The following is a 19,650-nucleotide window of genomic DNA, read 5'->3' on the forward strand; positions in this document are numbered from 1 at the left end:
CTCCGCTAAAATACTTTTTAAAAAATTAAATGGCTAAAACTTTTTCGCCACGGGCGATACCTGATACACCTGAACGAACGACTTCAAGAATGGTGTTTTCTGCAAGCGCATCGATAAAACCATCTAATTTTTCAGTTGTCCCTGCTATTTGAATGGTATAGGTCGTTGGTGTCACGTCTACAATTTGCGCACGGAAAATATCCGCAGTACGCTTAATTTCAGCACGTGAAGCACCCAATGCTTTTACTTTGATTAGCATGAGTTCACGCTCAATATGTGAACCTTCTGATAAATCAACTACTTTTACCACCTCAACAAGCTTGTTGAGCTGTTTCGTAATTTGTTCGATCTTATGGTCATCGCCATAAGTCGTTAACGTTAAACGCGATAATGTCGGATCTTCGGTTGGTGCAACATTAAGTGTTTCAATGTTGTAGTTACGTTGACTGAATAAGCCCACCAAACGAGAAAGCGCACCAGCTTCGTTTTCAACGAGTACAGAAATAATATGTCTCATTAAATGCGCTCCCCTTTAGAAATCCACATATCACGCATAGATTGACCTGCAACCTGCATTGGATAAACGTGTTCGCTACGGTCAACCATAACGTTGATAAATACGCATTTATCATTGATTGCCATTGCTTCTGCAAGCTTAGATTCAAGTTCATCGGCATGATTAATTTGAATGCCTACATGACCATAAGCTTCCATTAACTTGGCAAAGTCAGGTAATGACTCAACATAAGAACTTGAATGACGACCTTCATAGTTCATATCTTGCCATTGTTTCACCATACCTAATGCACGGTTGTTCAAGCACAAGATTTTTACGTTCAAGCCATATTGTTTACAGGTTGAAAGTTCCTGAATACACATCTGAATTGAAGCTTCACCCGTAATACAAACAACTTGTTGGTCTGGGAAAGCAAGCTTCGCAGCCATTGCATAAGGTAAACCAACACCCATGGTGCCAAGGCCACCTGAGTTGATCCATTGGCGAGGACGTTTGTACTTATAATAAAGTGCACCAAACATCTGATGTTGACCTACGTCAGAAGTAATAATGGCATCGCCATTGGTCACTTTATATAAAGTTTCAACAACCTGCTGTGGCTTCATAGTGCCATCAGATGGATTTTCATATTTCAAACCATGAACTTTGCGCCATTCATTGATTTGAGACCACCAAGCTGCAATTGCTTCAGGATTTGGTTTAGACACATTTAATTGTTTTAACTGTGCCAACATTTCTTGAAGAACTGGCTCTACTGCACCAACGATCGGAATATGCGCCATAATCGTTTTTGAAATGGTTGCAGGGTCGATATCAACATGAATCACTTTTGAGTTCGGGCAGAATTTGGCTGGGTTATTTGTTACGCGGTCATCAAAACGCGCACCAATCGCCAAAATTACGTCTGCATGGTGCATTGCCATATTGGCTTCATATGTACCGTGCATACCTAACATGCCAATAAACTGTGGGTCATCGCCCGGGAATCCGCCTAACCCCATAAGTGTGTTAGTTACCGGATAACCAAGTAAATGTGCAAGTTCGGTTAATAACGCAGAAGCATTCCCTTGTACAACACCACCGCCTGTATAAATAACAGGACGTTTTGCAGTAAGTAACTCATCAATTGCTTTACGAATTTGACCAGAGTGGCCGCGTGAAGGTGGTTGATATGAACGCATCTTCACTTTTTCAGGGTATTCGTATGCAAACTTTTCTGCAGGGTTAGTCGCATCTTTAGGAATATCGACTACAACTGGACCAGGGCGCCCACTTGATGCGATATAGAATGCTTTTTTAATAATTGCAGGGATTTCACTTGCGTGGCGGACCTGAAAGCTGTGTTTCACGATAGGACGTGAAATACCAACCATATCAGTTTCCTGGAAAGCGTCTTCACCAATCAGATGTGATGCAACCTGGCCAGACAAAACCACCATTGGGATTGAGTCCATATAAGCTGTTGCAATTGGAGTTACTGTATTGGTTGCGCCTGGACCAGAAGTGACCAGTACTACGCCTGTCTTACCTGTAGCACGCGAGTAGGCATCTGCCATATGACCAGCAGCTTGCTCATGGCGCACGAGGTAATGATTGATTTTGTCTTGTTGAAATAGCGCATCATAAATATGTAATACTGCGCCGCCTGGATAACCAAAAACATGTTCAACGCCTTCGTCCGCAAGAGCGCGAACGAGCATTTCACCACCAGATAAAAGTTCCAACGTGATTCACCCTAAAATCTTATATCACTATTTTATGGAAGGCATAAATAGTGTTTCATTCATTGAATTGTCTGCACTGTTATAGCACACATATTGTCTAGTTTTCGTTGCAATAGAAAAATTTCTGTTTTTCAGCCGTATAAGCTGTTTTAACATTAATAAAGCATGTCTGGATATACATACTTTAGTAAAATCAATCTCTCGGCTAGAGAGAATGTCTATTACAAAACATGACAGTTATTCGAAGGGTGATCGAGTAAATGCATATAAAACTAGAGAAAGCATTTTTGTTGTTTCTATATACAAAGTCAAGAATAAAGAAAAGGTTTTTCCATAAAAAATTTTAGCTGCTGCTTTTTTAATCTAATATTAAATCGTGAATTTACTCTTCTTAGCTCATTATTTATTAAAAATTTATTATTTTTATATAAAACGATCCATTGTAAATTGCTTATTTATAAAGTTTATTTAAATATAATCAGTTTACATTGGGGAAGAACTGATATGAATTTATCTTATTTAAAAACAAGCCTGTATACAGCCGCTACAACAGCGATTTTACTTTGCTCAAGTCAAAGTCAGGCACAACAATATTATAAATGGATGGATCAAAGTGGCTCGACACATTACACCACGACGCCACCACCTAAAGGAGCAAAACATTTGAACAAAGTTTCGACTTACGGCAGTCAACCATTGTTGAAAAATCCAACATCAAACTCAGAACAACCATCTCAGGATAAAGATAAAGTCGTGCAAGAAGTAACTAACGTAGCAGTGGAAAAAGGTGCACCTGCTGTCCCGGTCCCACCTGCCCCGTCTGTATCGGCACCAAGATAATTAAAATGAGAGTGGTGAATATTTTTACCACTCTTCGATTATTTAAAATAAACAAGAATAGATTGGGAAATTTTATAGCGCAGATTAAAAGATAAAATCCTGCTCTAAAAACTGACATTTTCCTCTATTTTGCGCTATGCTGTGCAGCAATCTTTCATTTCAATTTTCGTTGTATAGCTTACGTCTATGACTATTTCTCACATTGACCCAGAATATCAAGCAAACACGATTGAACCATCAGTCCAACAAGATTGGGAAAATCGTAAAGTCTTTAAAGTTGCCGACACTGTCGAAGGTAAACATCGCTACATCCTGTCAATGTTCCCTTACCCAAGTGGCAAACTGCACATGGGTCATGTGCGTAACTATACCATTGGCGATGTAATTAGCCGTTTTTACCGTTTAAAAGGTGAAACCGTATTACAACCTATGGGTTGGGATGCATTTGGTTTACCAGCGGAAAACGCTGCAATTGCCCATAAAGTTGCTCCGGCAAAATGGACATTTGAAAACATCGCTTACATGCGTGACCAATTAAAAAAATTAGGTCTATCTGTAGATTGGGACCGTGAATTTGCAACGTGTACACCAGAGTACTATCACTGGGAACAATGGTTGTTCGTTCAGCTTTATAAAAAAGGTTTAATCTACCGTAAACTTTCAACAGTAAACTGGGATCCGGTTGACCAAACAGTTTTGGCAAACGAACAAGTTGAAAATGGTCGTGGCTGGCGTTCAGGTGCATTGGTTGAAAAACGCGATATTCCAATGTACTACTTCCGTATTACGGACTATGCACAAGAATTATTAGACGACCTAGACACTCTACAAGACGGCTGGCCTCAACAAGTGTTGACCATGCAGCGTAACTGGATTGGTCGTTCTACAGGTATGGAAATTACCTTCCCATCTGCCAATACTGAAATTTATGCTGACGGCTTAACTGTTTATACAACACGTGCCGACACACTTATGGGTGTGACGTACGTTGCCGTTGCAGCAGAACACCCTATTGCGCTTAAAGCTGCTGAAAATAATCCTGAATTGGCTGCATTTATTGAAGAATGCCGCATGGGTTCAGTTGCAGAAGCTGACTTGGCTACAGCCGAGAAGAAAGGTATGGCAACAGGTTTGTTTGTAAAACACCCTGTAACTGGCGAAGAGCTCCCTGTCTGGATTGCGAACTACGTATTAATGTCTTACGGTTCTGGCGCAGTGATGGCTGTACCAGCACATGACGAACGTGACTTCGAATTTGCTAACAAGTTCAACTTGCCAATTAAGCAAGTCATTGATGCCAAAGGTGCTGACGATGCAGACTACTCTGCAACTGAATGGCAAGAATGGTACGGTTCTAAAGAAGGTAAACTTGTTAACTCTGGCGAATTTGACGGTCTAGAATTCCAAGCTGCATTCGATGCATTCCTTGCAAAATTAGAACCACAAGGTTTAGCAAATTCTAAAGTTCAATTCCGTTTACGTGACTGGGGTGTTTCTCGTCAACGTTACTGGGGTTGTCCAATTCCAATGATCAACTGTGATACTTGTGGTCAAGTCACAGTTCCTGAAGATCAACTTCCGGTTGTATTACCAACTGACGTTGTTCCAGATGGTTCAGGTAATCCACTAAATAAAATGCCTGAATTCTATGAAACTAAATGTCCTTGCTGTGGTGGCGATGCACGCCGTGAAACAGATACATTGGACACATTCGTAGAATCATCTTGGTACTACGCACGCTATGCATCTCCAGACTTTACTGGTGGTATGGTAAAACCTGAAGCAGCTAAAAACTGGCTTCCTGTAAACCAATATATTGGTGGTGTTGAACACGCGATTCTTCACTTACTTTATGCACGCTTCTTCCACAAATTAATGCGTGATGAAGGTGTCGTACAAGGTAATGAGCCATTTACCAACTTGTTAACTCAAGGCATGGTGCTTGCAGATACTTTCTATCGTGAAGCAGAAAATGGTAAGAAAACTTGGTTCAACCCTGCTGATATCGAATTAGAACGTGATGAGAAAGGTCGCATCATTTCTGCAAAATATTCAGGTGATGGTCAAGAAGTGATTATCGGCGGACAAGAAAAAATGTCCAAGTCGAAAAATAACGGTATTGACCCACAAGCCATTATTGATCAATACGGCGCAGATACAGCTCGTGTATTTATGATGTTTGCTGCACCACCAGATCAATCTTTAGAATGGTCTGATGCAGGTGTTGAAGGTGCAAACCGTTTCTTGAAACGTGTATGGCGTCTGGTAGCAAGCTTCCTTGAAAAAGGAAACTCTGCAACAGCAATTGATAAAGCAAACTTGTCTAAAGATGCTCAAGATTTACGTCGTAAGACACACGAAACCATTCAAAAAGTAAGTGATGATATTGAGCGTCGTCACGCGTTTAATACTGCAATTGCTGCATTGATGGAATTGTTAAACGCAAGCAATAAGTTTGAAGCAAAAGATGACAATGACGTTGCTGTAGAACGTGAAGCAATCACCACATTGTTAACTTTACTTGCTCCATTTGCTCCGCATTTAAGCCAGACTTTATTGGCTCAGTTTGGTACGGACTTAACAGAAGCAACTTTCCCTGAAGTTGATGCTTCTGCATTAACCCGCAATACTCAAACGATTGTTGTACAAGTAAATGGTAAACTTCGCGGTAAACTTGAAGTTTCTGTTGATATTTCTAAAGATGAGTTATTAGCTCAAGCGAAAGCATTACCAGAAGTTCAGCAGTTCTTAACAGGACCAACCAAAAAAGAGATTGTGGTTCCAAACAAATTGGTTAACCTCGTGGTTTAATTACAGGTATTAATGAGAGGATCAAGCATGCACTTAGCCCAACGTTTAGCCGCTGTTGTTTTAACCTTAGGCCTTAGTGCAGGCTTAGTCGGGTGTGGTTTCCATTTAAAAGGAACCAACCCGACTGCGACTCCACTTGTTTATAAAAAATTAAGCCTTGAGTTACCGGCAAAAACCGATGACCTTGAAACACAATTAAAAGTGTATTTAACGGCAAATGGTGTTCAGCTCAGCAATGACAACGACGCCTATGTTCTTCGTGTTTTAGAATACACGCCTCGTCGTCAGCTTCTAAATGGTAAACTTACAGAAGTGTTATTACGCTTGACTGTAACTTTCCAAATCGAAGACCGTCAAGGTAATAAAATTACAGAGCCGCGTACTTTAACCGCAGCTCGTAGTTATCAATATGATTTGGCAACGGTCAACACTGAGAACCAGCAAGAGAGTTACTTGCAACGTATTGTAATTGATGACCTTGCACAGCAAATTACTCGTCAAATTTCAGCCAATCGCTTACCAAAAGCTCAACCATAGACGTATCTTTTCTTAAGTAATGAAACTTGACTATTTACAAGCCCTCAAACGCATTCCGGAAGCTCGGGGTGCGTGGATCCTGCATGGACAGGAACCTTTATTAGAACAAAATTTACTCGACACTTTTCGCAAAAGCTGGCAGCAACAAGACATTGAAAGACAGCGCTACGATATTAGTAGTGTAAGTGACTGGAAAAATGTCTTTAATGCACTGAACAGCCTATCTTTATTTTCTCAGCAACTTGCTATTGAAGTTCACGGCAATATCAAGCCCGATGCCAATGGTTTAAAACAGCTAAAAAGTTATATCCAGCATAATGAAACTAACCTGCTGTTAATTGTTTTACCCAAACAAGACAGTAGCAGCTTAAAATCTGCTTTTTTCCAAGTTGTTGAAGCGAACGGTGTGGTGGTTGCCCTTACTGCTAACTATCCGCAAGATCGTCAACGAATATTAGCCGCTGAGGCTGAGAAGTTAGAAATTCAACTCGACAATGATGCTTGGCAGTGGCTCATGCAGCATCATGAGCATAACCTGCTCGCTGCTAAAAATAGCTTGATGCGGGTAAGAGATACTTTTCCAGACCAGAAACTAATTCAAATTGAACAGTTATATGCGTGTCTACAAGATCAGTCTCGTTACACCACTTACGATTTAAGCGATGCGTTATTAGAAGGTAATCTTGCTCAGTCCATTAAGATCTTTCAATATTTAATCGGTTCCGGTGAACCGGAAAGCTTGATCTTATGGACATTAAGTAAAGAAATGCGTTTATTAATGCAGTTGTTTGAACAACCACATAATGCATTACAACTAGGTATATGGAAAACAAAAGTTAGCTTATATCAACAAGCATTAAGAAGACTCAATCCACAGCAATTTTTGGGATGGTCTGCCCTGCTTTTACAAATTGATGCCGCAATCAAAGGCATGTCAAATGAGAATGCCCAACATTTAATGCAACAAGCCATTGCCGAGCTGTGTGGAAAAACATTATTTATACATTAGGGCAGCCAAATCATTTGCCTGCTTTATTGAAATATCATAAAAATTCACGTTTTATCCTCATTTGACTCTTATACTAAGTTAAATTTTAGACTTTTCGACCTCTCGCCATGCCAAAAATAAAGCCAATTAAACTCGTAATTATTGTCGTCTGTATCGCCATTATTGCTGTCTTAGCTTGGAAATTCTTAAAGCCTAAACAACAGCAACCTCAATATATTACAGCAGAGGTAACTCGTGGGGATATTGAGAATAATGTACTTGCAACCGGTACACTTGATGCAACCAAGCTTATTAGTGTGGGTGCTCAGGTATCTGGTCAGGTTAAAAAGATGTATGTGCAGCTTGGTGATCAAGTAAAACAAGGTCAACTTATTGCACAAATTGACTCGACCACCCAAGAAAACAGTTTAAAAACATCTGATGCCAATATTAAAAATTTAGAGGCACAGCGTCTTCAGCAAATCGCTTCTTTAAACGAGAAACAACTCGAATATCGTCGTCAACAACAAATGTATGCTCAAGATGCAACACCTCGTGCAGATTTAGAGTCGGCTGAAGCTGCTTATAAAACAGCTCAGGCACAAGTTAAAGCATTAGATGCACAAATTGAGTCTGCAAAAATAACGCGTTCAACAGCACAAACCAATATTGGCTATACACGTATTGTTGCGCCAACTGATGGTACGGTTGTTGCGATTGTGACCGAAGAAGGTCAAACGGTAAACGCAAACCAAAGTGCTCCAACTATCGTCAAAATTGCAAAACTTCAAAATATGACGATTAAAGCACAGGTGAGTGAAGCCGATATTATGAAAGTGGAAAAAGGTCAGCAGGTCTATTTCACGACCTTAGGTGATGAAACCAAGCGATATGCAACCTTACGTCAAATTGAACCTGCTCCAGATTCGATCTCTAGTGAATCAAACAGCACCACAAGTTCAACAACAAGCTCAGCTGTTTACTACAACGCTTTATTTGATGTTCCAAATACGGACGGCAAATTGCGTATTGATATGACTGCACAAGTTTATATCGTATTAAATTCAGCAAAAAATGCCTTATTGGTTCCATCTTCTGCGTTAAGTAGCAAACAATTTTCTGGCCAAAGAAAACAGGGTCAATCAGCAGATAAAGCGAGTTCTACTCCAAGTGCAGAACGCAAGCATCAAGGTAATGGTGTTCGTTTAGAACGCTTAAATTTAACTCCTGAACAAAAACAACTTATTGAACAAGGCAAAGCAACACTAAGTGTAGTTCGCGTTTTACAAGCAGATGGTACGACTAAACCAACACAAATTTTGGTAGGTATTAATAACCGTGTAAATGCACAAGTACTTGCCGGATTAAAACAAGGTGACCAAGTTGTGATCGCTGATAGTTCAGAAAACTCTGCAGCTTCTGCAAACAGTGGTAATAACCGTCGCCGTAGCGGTCCAATGGGAATGTAAGCATGACAAAACAAGCTTTGCTTGAAGTCAGCAATCTGGTCCGGGAATTCCCTGCTGGCGAAAGCACGATTCAAATTTTAAAAGGCATTGACCTGACCATTTATGAGGGTGAGCTGGTTGCTATTGTTGGCCAGTCCGGCTCTGGTAAATCAACGCTCATGAATATTTTGGGCTGTCTGGACCGCCCAACAAGTGGTAGTTATAAGGTTAATGGTCAAGAAACCGGTAAGCTAGAGCCCGACCAGTTAGCGCAGTTACGCCGTGAATATTTTGGTTTTATTTTCCAGCGCTATCATTTACTGGGTGACTTATCAGCTGAAGGTAACGTTGAGGTTCCAGCTGTTTATGCTGGTGTTACTCCAGCAGACCGTAAACAGCGAGCTACTGCCCTGCTCACGGAGTTAGGTTTAGGTACTAAAACGCAAAACCGACCAAGCCAGCTTTCAGGTGGTCAACAGCAACGTGTATCAATTGCACGTGCCTTAATGAATGGCGGCGATGTGATCTTGGCCGACGAACCAACAGGGGCACTCGATTCACATAGCGGCGTTGAAGTGATGCGAATTTTGCGTGAACTCAACGCGGCTGGCCATACGATTATTTTGGTAACGCACGATATGCAAGTTGCAAAGAATGCAACGCGCATTATCGAAATTAGTGATGGGGAAATTATTAGTGACCGTCCTAATGTTCCAGACCAGTCTTTAGAAGAAGTTAAATCTGATCCAGATGCAGCACCTGCTTTACAAAATAAGCAGAAAAAAGGCAAAAGTATTTCGGCTTGGCGTTCAACCCTAGATCGCTTATCCGAAGCCTTTCAAATGGCTTTACTGTCCATGAATGCCCACCGCATGCGTACTTTCTTAACCATGCTGGGGATCATTATTGGTATTGCCTCTGTCGTAACGGTGGTCGCACTGGGTAATGGCTCTCAACAACAGATTTTGAGCAACATTAGCAGTTTAGGCACCAACACAATTACGGTATTCCAAGGTCGTGGTTTTGGTGATAACTCCAAGACAGCCAATTTTAAAACGCTGGTTCCTGCCGACGCCGATGCATTAATGACACAACCTTATGTCAGTGCAGTCAGCCCGATGGTCAGTACATCCAAGACCATGCGTTATCAACAAAATGAAGCAAATGCGACTATTAACGGTGTAAGTAACGATTATTTCGATGTAAAAGGTCTAGTTTTTAAAGACGGCCAAACCTTTGATCAACGAAGTGTCCGCGACCGTTCGCAAGATGTAGTCATTGATACCAATACGCAAAAACAATTCTTTAGCGATGGTACTAACCCAATCGGGCAAGTCGTGTTACTGGGTAGCGTACCAGCTCGTATTATCGGCATTGTAGAACCTCAGACCAGCGGAATGGGTTCGGATGACACGCTGAATGTATATATGCCTTATACCACGGTCATGAGCCGTATGTTAGGGCAAGCCCATGTCCGTAATATTGTCGTACGTATTAATGATAAATACTCGACCAGTGCTGCTGAAAACGCCATCGTTAACTTATTAACCCAGCGCCACGGTGCCCAAGATATTTTCACCATGAACAGTGACAGTATCCGACAAACCATTGAGAAAACCACAAGTACTATGACCCTCTTAGTATCAGCAATTGCTGTAATTTCTCTGGTAGTTGGTGGTATCGGGGTAATGAATATTATGCTGGTTTCGGTGACTGAACGTACGCAAGAAATTGGTGTGCGTATGGCTGTGGGTGCTCGACAAAGTGATATTTTGCAGCAGTTCCTGATTGAAGCAATTTTAGTATGTTTGATTGGTGGTGTACTTGGCGTACTGCTATCACTGGGCTTAGGACAACTGATTAATAAGTTTGCCGGTGGCAACTTTGCTGTCGCCTATTCAACCACATCAATTGTTGCTGCGTTTGTGTGTTCAACATTGATTGGTGTCGTATTCGGCTTCTTACCTGCCAAGAATGCAGCAAAACTTGACCCTGTTGCAGCACTATCACGAGAATAAGGAAAATTGCATGTCTTTTTCTATGACTAAACTTAGCGCAGCACTTCTCCTCACTAGTTCTCTTGTGGGATGTGCCGCTGTAGTAAAAACACCTTACCAAGCACCAGCTGTACAAGTTCCGGGTAGTTTTCAGTACGATAAGGCTAAAGCTAAAACAGCATCGGTTGAGCAATATTCTGACCGTTGGTGGACATTGTTTGGAGATGCACAGCTCAACCAACTCGTAACTAATGTTTTAGAGCGCAATAGTGATTTGGCTGTTGCGGGAATCACACTCAAGCAAGCACGCTTGCAAGCTGATTTAACCGCGAATAAACAAGGCTTACGGACCAGCTCTAGTGTTTCTACAGGACATTCTTTCGACTTAAATTCGGGAGATGACAGTGCGAAAGGTTTATCAATGAGTGCTGGGGTGAGCTATGAACTTGATTTGTTTGGCAAGCTTGCTCGTCAAACTGAAGCAAGTAAATGGGAAGCGTTAGCAACCGAACAAGATCTTCAAGCTACTGGTCAAAGTCTGATTGCCACTACTGCGAAACTCTACTGGCAACTTGGTTATTTAAATGAACGGTATGCAACTGCACAGCAAAGCTTAGCCACTTCACAAAAGCTTTATCAGTTAGTTCAAACTCAGTATAAAGCAGGTGCAGTTTCAGGATTAGACCTTACGCAAGCCGAGCAGTCTGTTCAAAGCCAAAAAGCAAGTTTAAGCCAGATTGAGCAACAGCTTGTTGAAACGCGTACAGCCATTGCTGTGTTATTGCATGAGCCAGTACAGCAACTCAATATTCAAGAGCCACAGCGTTTACCACGTACAGCGCTGCCTGCTATTGGTGCGGGTTTACCAGCGGATATTTTGTCACGTCGCCCAGACTTGCAAGCAGCTGAGCTTCGCTTGAGAAAAGCACTAGCAACTAAAGATGCAACTAAAGCAAGCTACTACCCGTCAATTAGCTTAACCAGTAGTTTAGGTTCAAGCAGCACATCGTTAACGGAGTTATTACATAACCCTGCCCTTACGCTTGGAGCGAGTTTAAGCCTACCGTTTTTGCAATATAACGATATGAAAAAAGATATCGCGATTAGCAACCTAGATTATGAAAAAGCGATTATTCAATATCGCCAAACGCTTTATCAGGCTTTTGCTGATGTAGAAAATGCGTTATCAAGCCGCACAGAACTCGACAAACAAGTAGCGTTACAAGAGCGTAATGTCGAACTTGCAGAAAAAACTGAACGTTTAACTGAAGTCCGCTACCGTTATGGCGCTGTTGCGTTAAAAACACTTCTTGATGCACAGCAAACTACACGTACTGCGCGCTTGAGTCTTGTTGAAACCAAACAAAGCCAATACAACGCTTATGTCACCCTTATGCAGGCATTAGGCGGTTCACCTGTAAAAGAACTGCCGCAATAACTTGCGCCCAGTAAAAAAGCCGTAGTCCTTCAACTACGGCTTTTTTTATGTCTGAATAAATCTTAAGACTTATTCATCATCCATCATAGATTGGCTCATACCTACAGTATTGAAACCAGCATCTACATATAGAATTTCACCAGTAATACCTGAAGCCCAAGGTGAGCAAAGGAATAACGCTGCATTACCCACTTCTTCAATGGTTACGTTACGCTTTAACGGTGCAACTTTTTCGTTAGCATCTAACATTTTACGGAAAGATTTAATACCAGAAGCAGCTAAAGTACGAATTGGACCCGCAGAAATTGCGTTTACACGGATACCGTCAACACCCAAACTTGATGCCAAGTAACGAACGCCAGCTTCTAAAGATGCTTTTGCCATACCCATTACGTTGTAGTTAGGCATAACGCGCTCAGAACCTTGGTAAGTCAAAGTTAATAAACAACCTTGGCGAGCTTGTAATAAAGGTTTTGCAGCACGTGCCATTGCAACAAAGCTGTATGCGCTAATGTCATGAGCAATTTTAAAACCGTCACGGTCAGTCACTTCAGTGAAGTCACCATCAAGCGTGTGCGCAGGTGCAAAGCCGATTGAGTGCACAACACCGTCTACGCCGTCCCAATGTTTTGCAAGTTCCGCAAATGCATTATCAATTTCAGCATCAACGGCAACATCACATGGAAACACAAGCTTAGAACCGAATTGCTCAGCAAACTCATCTACACGTTTTTTTAATTTTTCGTTTGGATAAGTAAATGCAAGCTCAGCACCTTCACGGTGTAATGCTTGTGCAATACCATAAGCAATTGATAATTTACTAGCAACGCCTGCAATCAAAAAGCGTTTACCTGCTAAAAGTCCTTGTGTCATGCCGATCTCACTCAAAACAATTTTCAGCATAATGCCAATATTCAACGTTTTTCGAAATTGCATAATGCATCTTTTTTCAAAAATCGCACGAAAAAAAAATCGCTCCGATTTAGGAGCGACTTTTTACCAACTCATTTTTAGTCGTCAGACAATAAGCCAAGCAAACGTAAGAATGAGATATACATCCATACTAAAGTTGCAAGTAAGGCAATACCACACAACCATTCCATGAATTTTGGTGCACGATATGCTGCATTAGTTTCGATCAAATCAAAATCTAAAATTAGGTTCAGTGAAGCAATCACTGCAACAAAAGCAGCAAAACCAATACCTAACCAGTTGCTTTCAAAAATATAAGGAATGCTTGAGCCAAACGCTAAACGCATCACCATCTGCACGATAAATACAATAAAGATCGCCAGAGATGCAGAGATCACAACTGATTTGAACTTTTCAGTTGCGCGTATGATTTGAAACTTATATAGACCAAACATCACCAAAGTCGTGACGAAAGTTGCCAATAAAGCTTGAAGAGGAACGCCCGGATATTTCAACTGGAAAGTAAAAGAAATACCACCTAAGAAAGCCCCTTCAAATAAAGCATAAGGAATTGCCAAAGTTGGAGCAGTTGTTGGTTTAAAAGTCGTAATTAAAGCTAAAACCAAGCCGCCAATTGCACCCACAATTGAAGCCGCATAAGCAATACCAACATTTGCAGTAAAGGCTGCATAGAAAAATAAAGCGACACCCACTGCGGCTGCAATGATGGTCAACATAACAGATTTTTGAATCGCACCTTGCACGGTCATCGGTTGACTATAGTCACTGACCGTTTCAACGCGTGTCAGTATCGGGTTATTACTTTGCATAAATGCTCTCTTTTTATAATAAATAAACTTAAAACATCATTTTAAGCAAAATGAATATGAAAGCCAAATTCCCACTTGGCATTATTGTAACAATGTCCTTTAAACAATAAAAAAGGGAGCTTTCGTCCCCTTTTCTTCTTACTTGAATAACCTAATCAATCTTTACCGTCAGTATTCATAATAAAGAAGTATTCGCGGTAATACTTAAGCTCAGAAATGGAATCACGAATGTCATCCATCGCCAAATGTGATGCATTTTTTTTCAGACCACTCATAATTTCAGGACGCCAGCGTTTTGAGAGTTCTTTTACTGTAGATACGTCAAGATTACGGTAGTGGAAATACTGTTCTAGTTCAGGCATAAGACGATGTAAGAAACGGCGATCCTGACAAATCGAGTTACCACACATTGGTGAAACTTTTGGATTTACCCATTTTTTTAGAAATTCTAAAGTCTGTAACTCAGCATCACGAGCTGTCAATTTACTACGACGAACTCGTTCAATTAAACCTGACTGGCCGTGCTGACGCGTATTCCACTCATCCATTGCATTTAAAATACGATCAGGTTGATGAATAGCCAAAACCGGACCTTCGGCAAGTACATTTAAATGATCATCTGTAATAATTGTTGCAATTTCAATAATCTGGTCGTTGTCGGTATCTAAACCTGTCATTTCCAGATCAATCCAAATTAATCGTGTATTTAAAGTACTGCTCATGAATGTACGTTCTAAAGTGCCGTAAAAACATCAATAGTAGCAAATTTCTTGCTTCTGCGCTGTAATTCCATACCAGCTTCGTGCTATTTTTGCGGTCTTCAAACAATGGTTTTTTTGGGATATGAATGGCTCTAATTCGTAAGCGTCGTTTAACTGAGCAACAGCAACGTCGTATTGAAAAACAGCATAAAACTCGCCAAGAAGAAGTCGATACTTCACAAGATCTAGATGGGCTGGTTGTACAGCACTATGGACGTCAACTTGAAGTACAGGCACTTTCTGTACCCGATCATCACCCAGAAAAACCGCAAGTCGCCGAAGGCGAACCAGAACCGTTTTGGAAACCCATTGAATTAAATAGCGTTTGGCGCTGTCACACCCGTACAAACCTTGAATTACTGGTCACTGGTGACCGAGTGAAGTGGCAAGCTGACCCTAATACAGGTTTAGGGATTATTACCGCAATTCATCCACGTACATCTTTACTTACACGCCCGGATCGCTATCACAAAGTAAAACCTGTAGCTGCGAATATCAGCTTAATCGTTATTGTTTTTGCCCCACTGCCAGAACCGGCACCTACTTTGATTGACCGCTACTTAGTGGCATGTGCAGATGCAAATATTCCGGCTCTTTTAGTGCTTAATAAATCAGATTTACTCACTGAAAATGATCCGATTCTCGACATGCTCAAAGAGTATGAAAATTTAGACTATGAAGTCATGATTTGTCATTCTAAAGGTGACATCTCAGCATTGTCCCAGCGTCTTGATGGCGAGACAGTAGCTTTTGTAGGTCAGTCAGGGGTTGGGAAAAGCTCACTTATTAATGTGCTCATTCCAGATGCTGAACAAAAAACCAATATCATTTCTGAAAACTCAGCACTTGGACAGCACACCACAACTTCTACACGTTTAATCAACTTTGGTAAAAATGGCGCCTTGATTGATTCACCGGGAATTCGCGAGTTTGGGCTTTGGCATCTCGATTTAGATAAAATTCGTATGGGCTTCCCTGAAATCGAAGCACATTTAGGTTCGTGTCAATTCCGTAATTGCACTCATACTCATGAAAAGAACTGTGGCTTAAAACAGGCTGTTGAAGCAGGTGAAATTTTACCACGCCGCCTAGACAGCTTTTTACGTTTAATCGATGAGATTCAAGAAGCTCAGCAAAAAAACTAATTTTCTACCCCATTTGCCCTTGAAGTGGTGATTTTGATCACCATCTATATACGCTATACTCTAGGTCAATTTTGTTTTTAATTTTTTTAGGTGACTTGTGGAACGCTGGTTAGAGTTTATGGGGAATCACCCCATTTTGTTTGGTACACTCGGAGTCTTGATCGTATTGTTCTTCATTTTTGAAGGTCAACGTAACGGTCGTAAAATTTCTCCACAGTCGCTTGGTATTTTAGTGAAAGCGAAAAATGCCCTTTTGATTGACTTACGCGATAGCAAAGACTTCCGCGAAGGTCACATTAGTGGTAGCCGCAATATTCCTTATAGCCAAATTGCAAGTCATGCTGATGAATTAAAAGCAAGTGACCGTCCATTGGTATTTATTTGCAACCTAGGGCAAGTTGCTGGTAGCGCTTTACAGAAAGTCGCTCACCATGACAGCTATCGCCTTGATGGTGGTATCAGTAACTGGAAAGCTCAAGGCTTACCTCTCGTTAAAAGCAAACCAAAAGCTTAAGGAGAATTGTTATGGCAGCAAATGTCATTGTTTACTCAACTTCTGTATGCCCGTACTGCGTTCGCGCGAAACAATTACTTGAGCGTAAAGGTGTTGCTTACAAAGAAGTAAATCTTTCTGTTGAAGCGCCAGAAGTACGTGCTGAATTAATGCAACGTACAAATCATCGTACTGTTCCACAAATTTTTATTAATGATCAGTTTATCGGTGGTTTTGACCAACTTTATGCTTTAGAGCGTGAAGGTAAACTCGACGAATTATTGGCTTAACATCGCATCCATATTAAGGAAAAAACAATGAGCGAAGAACAACAAGTTCAACCACAATTAGCTTTAGAGCGTATTTATACAAAAGATATTTCTTTTGAGGTTCCAGGGGCACAAGTTTTCACTAAACAATGGCAACCTGAACTTAACATCAATCTTTCTTCTGCTGCTGAAAAGATTGACCCAACTCACTTTGAAGTATCTTTAAAAGTTGTGGTTCAAGCCAATAACGATAATGAAACAGCGTTCATCGTAGATGTAACTCAATCTGGTATTTTCTTAATCGATAATATCGAAGAAGACCGTTTACCTTACATTTTGGGTGCATACTGCCCGAACATTTTGTTCCCGTTCTTACGTGAAGCTGTAAACGACTTAGTAACAAAAGGTAGCTTCCCACAGTTACTTCTTACTCCAATCAACTTTGATGCAGAGTTCGAAGCAAACATGCAACGTGCTCAAGCTGCTGCTGTTGAAGGTCAAGCTTAATTTTATAGCTTACCCTAAACTCAAAAAACCGCGTAATTCGCGGTTTTTTTATGGGAGTAATTTAGATTTAACGGTCAAGTGAATGAATCTGAATAGAAGGAAACTGGAATCCACCGCATGATTGTTCTGAACGCCATGCGACTGTTAAGATCATATTACCGAACACAAAGTTTTGGTAGGCAAATGTCCCAATAAGCTCATGCGAACATAATCCGCCATGATTTGTAGGATGTGCTTGGGTGTTTAAGGTATTTAAATCTAAACGTATACCAAGACCCGATGCTTTTAAAACAGCTTCTTTAGTCGTCCAGACTTTAAACCAATATTCTCTATCTTGTTCTAGACTTTGCCACGTTGCATATTCATCAGGATGAAAAGCATGTTGTGCTAGACTATCCAGACGTACTTTACGATCAAGCTCTTCAACATCTATACCAATATCTTTAACTCGCTCACTCAGCGCTAAAGCATAATATTGTTGGCTATGTGAATGATTAAAATGCAGAGCATGGTCCAGTAAGTAAGGTTTGCCATACTCATATTTTGCAAATACTAAATCTGTTGGTGCTATCTCTAGCTTTTGAGCAATCAGTTTATTTTTAATAAGTTGTATTTGCTGTTTTTTATACTCATTAAATGTACGAAAGTCGGGAAAGTCGTGTTGTTTTCGATTTAAAAAATCATTGAGTTTTCCTATATAAATGTCCACATGTTTACTATTCATTTTATTAATCCGAACCATCCATAATTCAAAGCTAGCATTAAAACCTTACTGATACCTGATTAGACAATACAATAAAAAGCCCAAAGAAGACTTTGGGCTTTTTCAATTAAAAACAGATTAACGTTTAAATTTCTTTTCTGCTTTTTTGAATTTCTGAATATAACGACGACGACGTGCAGCTGTACGCTCATCGACCTGACTCTTACGGCCTTCAAACGGGTTTTCAGAAGTCTTAAATTCAATTTTAACTGGTGTACCTTCAAGCTTATAAACCTTACGGAACACATTCTCTAAATAACGGCGGTAATCTGCAGGAGTCTTATCCACCTTGTTACCGTGAATCACAATAGTTGGTGGATTTTGCCCACCCATGTGCGCATAACGCATTTTAATACGACGGCCTTGAACTGTCGGCGGCTGATGCTGATCAGTTGCATCATTCAAAATTTGCGTCAATTTCGCAGGAGATACCTTTAAGTTTGCAGACTCATAAGCACGGTGAATTGATGGATATAACTCACCCACCCCAGTACCATGTAGAGCAGAAATAAGGTGAATTCGAGCCCAAGGAATAAAGTCAAAACGGCGCTCAACATCAAGCTTACACTGCTTGCGGTCGTATTCACTCATGTTGTCCCATTTATTGATCGCAATGACCATGGCACGCCCAGCTTCCAGCGCATAGCCAATTAAATGTAAGTCTTGCTCAACAATACCTTCACGGGCGTCAACTACAACCACCACCACATGTGCGTCTTTCATCGCTTGTAAAGTCTTCACAATTGAGAATTTCTCAATCATTTCATCAACTTTACCTTTACGGCGTACACCTGCTGTATCAATTAAAGTGTATTTACGACCTTCACGCTCGAACGGAATATAAATAGAGTCACGAGTTGTACCCGGTTGGTCAAACGCTACCACACGGTCTTCACCAAGTAAGCGATTTACTAACGTTGATTTACCTACGTTCGGACGACCAATAATTGCTAGACGCAATCCGGTATCTTTGTCATGCTCTTCAGGGTTTTCATCTTCTGGAATATCTTGAAGTACATCCTCAAGCATTTGTTGTACGCCACGGCCATGGCTCGCTGCAACTTGTAATGGTTCACCCATACCAAGCTTGTAGAACTCAACCAAAGCAGCTTCAGCATGAACACCATCAACCTTATTGGCAACAAGATAAATTTTCTTGCCTAAAGTACGTAATTCACGGGCAATTTGCTCATCAGAAGCTAACAATCCCGCACGCGCATCAACTACAAAAATAATAATATCTGCTTCATTGATGGCTGTTTTCGACTGCTCGGCCATGTAGTTATCGATACCGCCTTCACTTTCACCAATACCGCCAGTATCAACAACAATGAAAGACTTATTTTGATAAGTCGCATCACCATATTTACGGTCACGAGTCAAACCCGCGAAGTCGGCTACAAGTGCATCACGACTCTTGGTAATCTGGTTAAATAACGTTGATTTTCCGACATTCGGACGACCAATGAGCGCAATAACGGGTTTCATACAATAACCTTAATTCAAGACCAGCCATATCTCATGGCATGAGCATTAGAAACAGTACAGGAGATATATTTTAAGGTCAGATATGACCATAATAAAAGACGGGGCTTTGAACTGATTTAATTCAAACACCCCGATATTTTTAACAGCGTAATTTGTTAAGCGGCTATTTTAGCACAAGCGAA

Annotated in this window: 18 protein-coding genes; 11 read left to right on the top strand and 7 right to left on the bottom strand. The window is 40.8% G+C overall.

All coding sequences use genetic code 11. The annotated features are described in order from the left end of the window. Positions 1–25: 25 nt before the first annotated feature. Positions 26–517, bottom strand: coding sequence for an acetolactate synthase small subunit (gene ilvN, locus C1642_RS07095; protein WP_001215920.1), 492 nt, complete (start codon positions 515–517; stop codon positions 26–28). After that, on the bottom strand, positions 517–2,241 hold the full coding sequence (locus C1642_RS07100; protein ID WP_000422094.1) for an acetolactate synthase 3 large subunit: 1,725 nt from the start codon (positions 2,239–2,241) through the stop codon (positions 517–519). The genes ilvN and C1642_RS07100 overlap by 1 nt, the downstream gene beginning before the upstream one ends. Before the next feature lie 504 nt (positions 2,242–2,745). On the opposite strand from C1642_RS07100, the gene C1642_RS07105 reads away from it, so the two are divergent. From C1642_RS07105 to C1642_RS07135, 7 genes are all read left to right on the top strand, one after another. Beyond that, on the top strand, positions 2,746–3,081 hold the full coding sequence (locus C1642_RS07105) for a DUF4124 domain-containing protein (RefSeq protein WP_001054472.1): 336 nt from the start codon (positions 2,746–2,748) through the stop codon (positions 3,079–3,081). A gap of 186 nt (positions 3,082–3,267) precedes the next feature. Further along, the gene (gene leuS / locus C1642_RS07110) at positions 3,268–5,892 is read left to right on the top strand and encodes a leucine--tRNA ligase (RefSeq protein WP_031959665.1); all 2,625 of its coding nucleotides are present in this window, start codon (positions 3,268–3,270) and stop codon (positions 5,890–5,892) included. 27 nt (positions 5,893–5,919) lie between these two features. Next, the gene (lptE, locus tag C1642_RS07115; protein WP_000549819.1) at positions 5,920–6,429 is read left to right on the top strand and encodes an LPS assembly lipoprotein LptE; all 510 of its coding nucleotides are present in this window, start codon (positions 5,920–5,922) and stop codon (positions 6,427–6,429) included. Between the two features lie 19 nt (positions 6,430–6,448). Beyond that, the gene (gene holA / locus C1642_RS07120) at positions 6,449–7,438 is read left to right on the top strand and encodes a DNA polymerase III subunit delta (RefSeq protein WP_000762831.1); all 990 of its coding nucleotides are present in this window, start codon (positions 6,449–6,451) and stop codon (positions 7,436–7,438) included. A 107-nt stretch (positions 7,439–7,545) separates the two neighbouring features. Next, the gene (locus C1642_RS07125) at positions 7,546–8,886 is read left to right on the top strand and encodes a MacA family efflux pump subunit (protein ID WP_001124214.1); all 1,341 of its coding nucleotides are present in this window, start codon (positions 7,546–7,548) and stop codon (positions 8,884–8,886) included. A 2-nt stretch (positions 8,887–8,888) separates the two neighbouring features. Next, on the top strand, positions 8,889–10,883 hold the full coding sequence (locus C1642_RS07130; RefSeq protein ID WP_000165905.1) for a MacB family efflux pump subunit: 1,995 nt from the start codon (positions 8,889–8,891) through the stop codon (positions 10,881–10,883). 22 nt (positions 10,884–10,905) lie between these two features. Beyond that, entirely contained in the window at positions 10,906–12,300 is a 1,395-nt protein-coding gene (locus C1642_RS07135; protein WP_171304698.1) for an efflux transporter outer membrane subunit, read from the top strand. Between the two features lie 69 nt (positions 12,301–12,369). On the opposite strand, the gene C1642_RS07140 is transcribed toward C1642_RS07135, so the two are convergent. The 3 genes from C1642_RS07140 to orn form a co-directional block, all read right to left on the bottom strand. Beyond that, entirely contained in the window at positions 12,370–13,173 is an 804-nt protein-coding gene (locus tag C1642_RS07140; protein ID WP_004735881.1) for an enoyl-ACP reductase FabI, read from the bottom strand. Positions 13,174–13,310: 137 nt separating this feature from the next. Beyond that, on the bottom strand, positions 13,311–14,042 hold the full coding sequence (locus C1642_RS07145) for a Bax inhibitor-1/YccA family membrane protein (RefSeq protein WP_001191562.1): 732 nt from the start codon (positions 14,040–14,042) through the stop codon (positions 13,311–13,313). A gap of 155 nt (positions 14,043–14,197) precedes the next feature. Then, positions 14,198–14,764: an oligoribonuclease gene (gene orn, locus C1642_RS07150; RefSeq protein WP_000099436.1), complete on the bottom strand. Its 567-nt coding sequence runs from the start codon at positions 14,762–14,764 to the stop codon at positions 14,198–14,200. A 125-nt stretch (positions 14,765–14,889) separates the two neighbouring features. Here orn and rsgA point away from each other — a divergent pair, with 125 nt between their 5' ends. From rsgA to secB, 4 genes are all read left to right on the top strand, one after another. Continuing rightward, a complete protein-coding gene (gene rsgA, locus C1642_RS07155) occupies positions 14,890–15,948 on the top strand; it encodes a ribosome small subunit-dependent GTPase A (RefSeq protein WP_103236123.1) in 1,059 nt (352 codons plus the stop codon). A 97-nt stretch (positions 15,949–16,045) separates the two neighbouring features. Beyond that, positions 16,046–16,462 (top strand): rhodanese-like domain-containing protein, encoded by a 417-nt coding sequence (locus C1642_RS07160; protein WP_000443006.1) that lies wholly within the window; start codon positions 16,046–16,048, stop codon positions 16,460–16,462. Positions 16,463–16,473: 11 nt separating this feature from the next. Next, a complete protein-coding gene (grxC, locus tag C1642_RS07165) occupies positions 16,474–16,731 on the top strand; it encodes a glutaredoxin 3 (protein WP_000729828.1) in 258 nt (85 codons plus the stop codon). 27 nt (positions 16,732–16,758) lie between these two features. Further along, a complete protein-coding gene (gene secB / locus C1642_RS07170) occupies positions 16,759–17,217 on the top strand; it encodes a protein-export chaperone SecB (RefSeq protein WP_001288260.1) in 459 nt (152 codons plus the stop codon). A 67-nt stretch (positions 17,218–17,284) separates the two neighbouring features. On the opposite strand, the gene C1642_RS07175 is transcribed toward secB, so the two are convergent. Together C1642_RS07175 and der are read right to left on the bottom strand one after the other, a co-directional pair. After that, complete coding sequence (locus tag C1642_RS07175) at positions 17,285–17,941, bottom strand: 4'-phosphopantetheinyl transferase family protein (protein ID WP_103236139.1); 657 nt, start codon at positions 17,939–17,941, stop codon at positions 17,285–17,287. A 117-nt stretch (positions 17,942–18,058) separates the two neighbouring features. Continuing rightward, entirely contained in the window at positions 18,059–19,468 is a 1,410-nt protein-coding gene (gene der / locus C1642_RS07180; RefSeq protein ID WP_000805592.1) for a ribosome biogenesis GTPase Der, read from the bottom strand. Positions 19,469–19,650: the final 182 nt, after the last annotated feature.

Source organism: Acinetobacter sp. AKBS16 (assembly GCF_002899995.1).
Classification (GTDB): Bacteria; Pseudomonadota; Gammaproteobacteria; order Pseudomonadales; family Moraxellaceae; genus Acinetobacter; species Acinetobacter baumannii.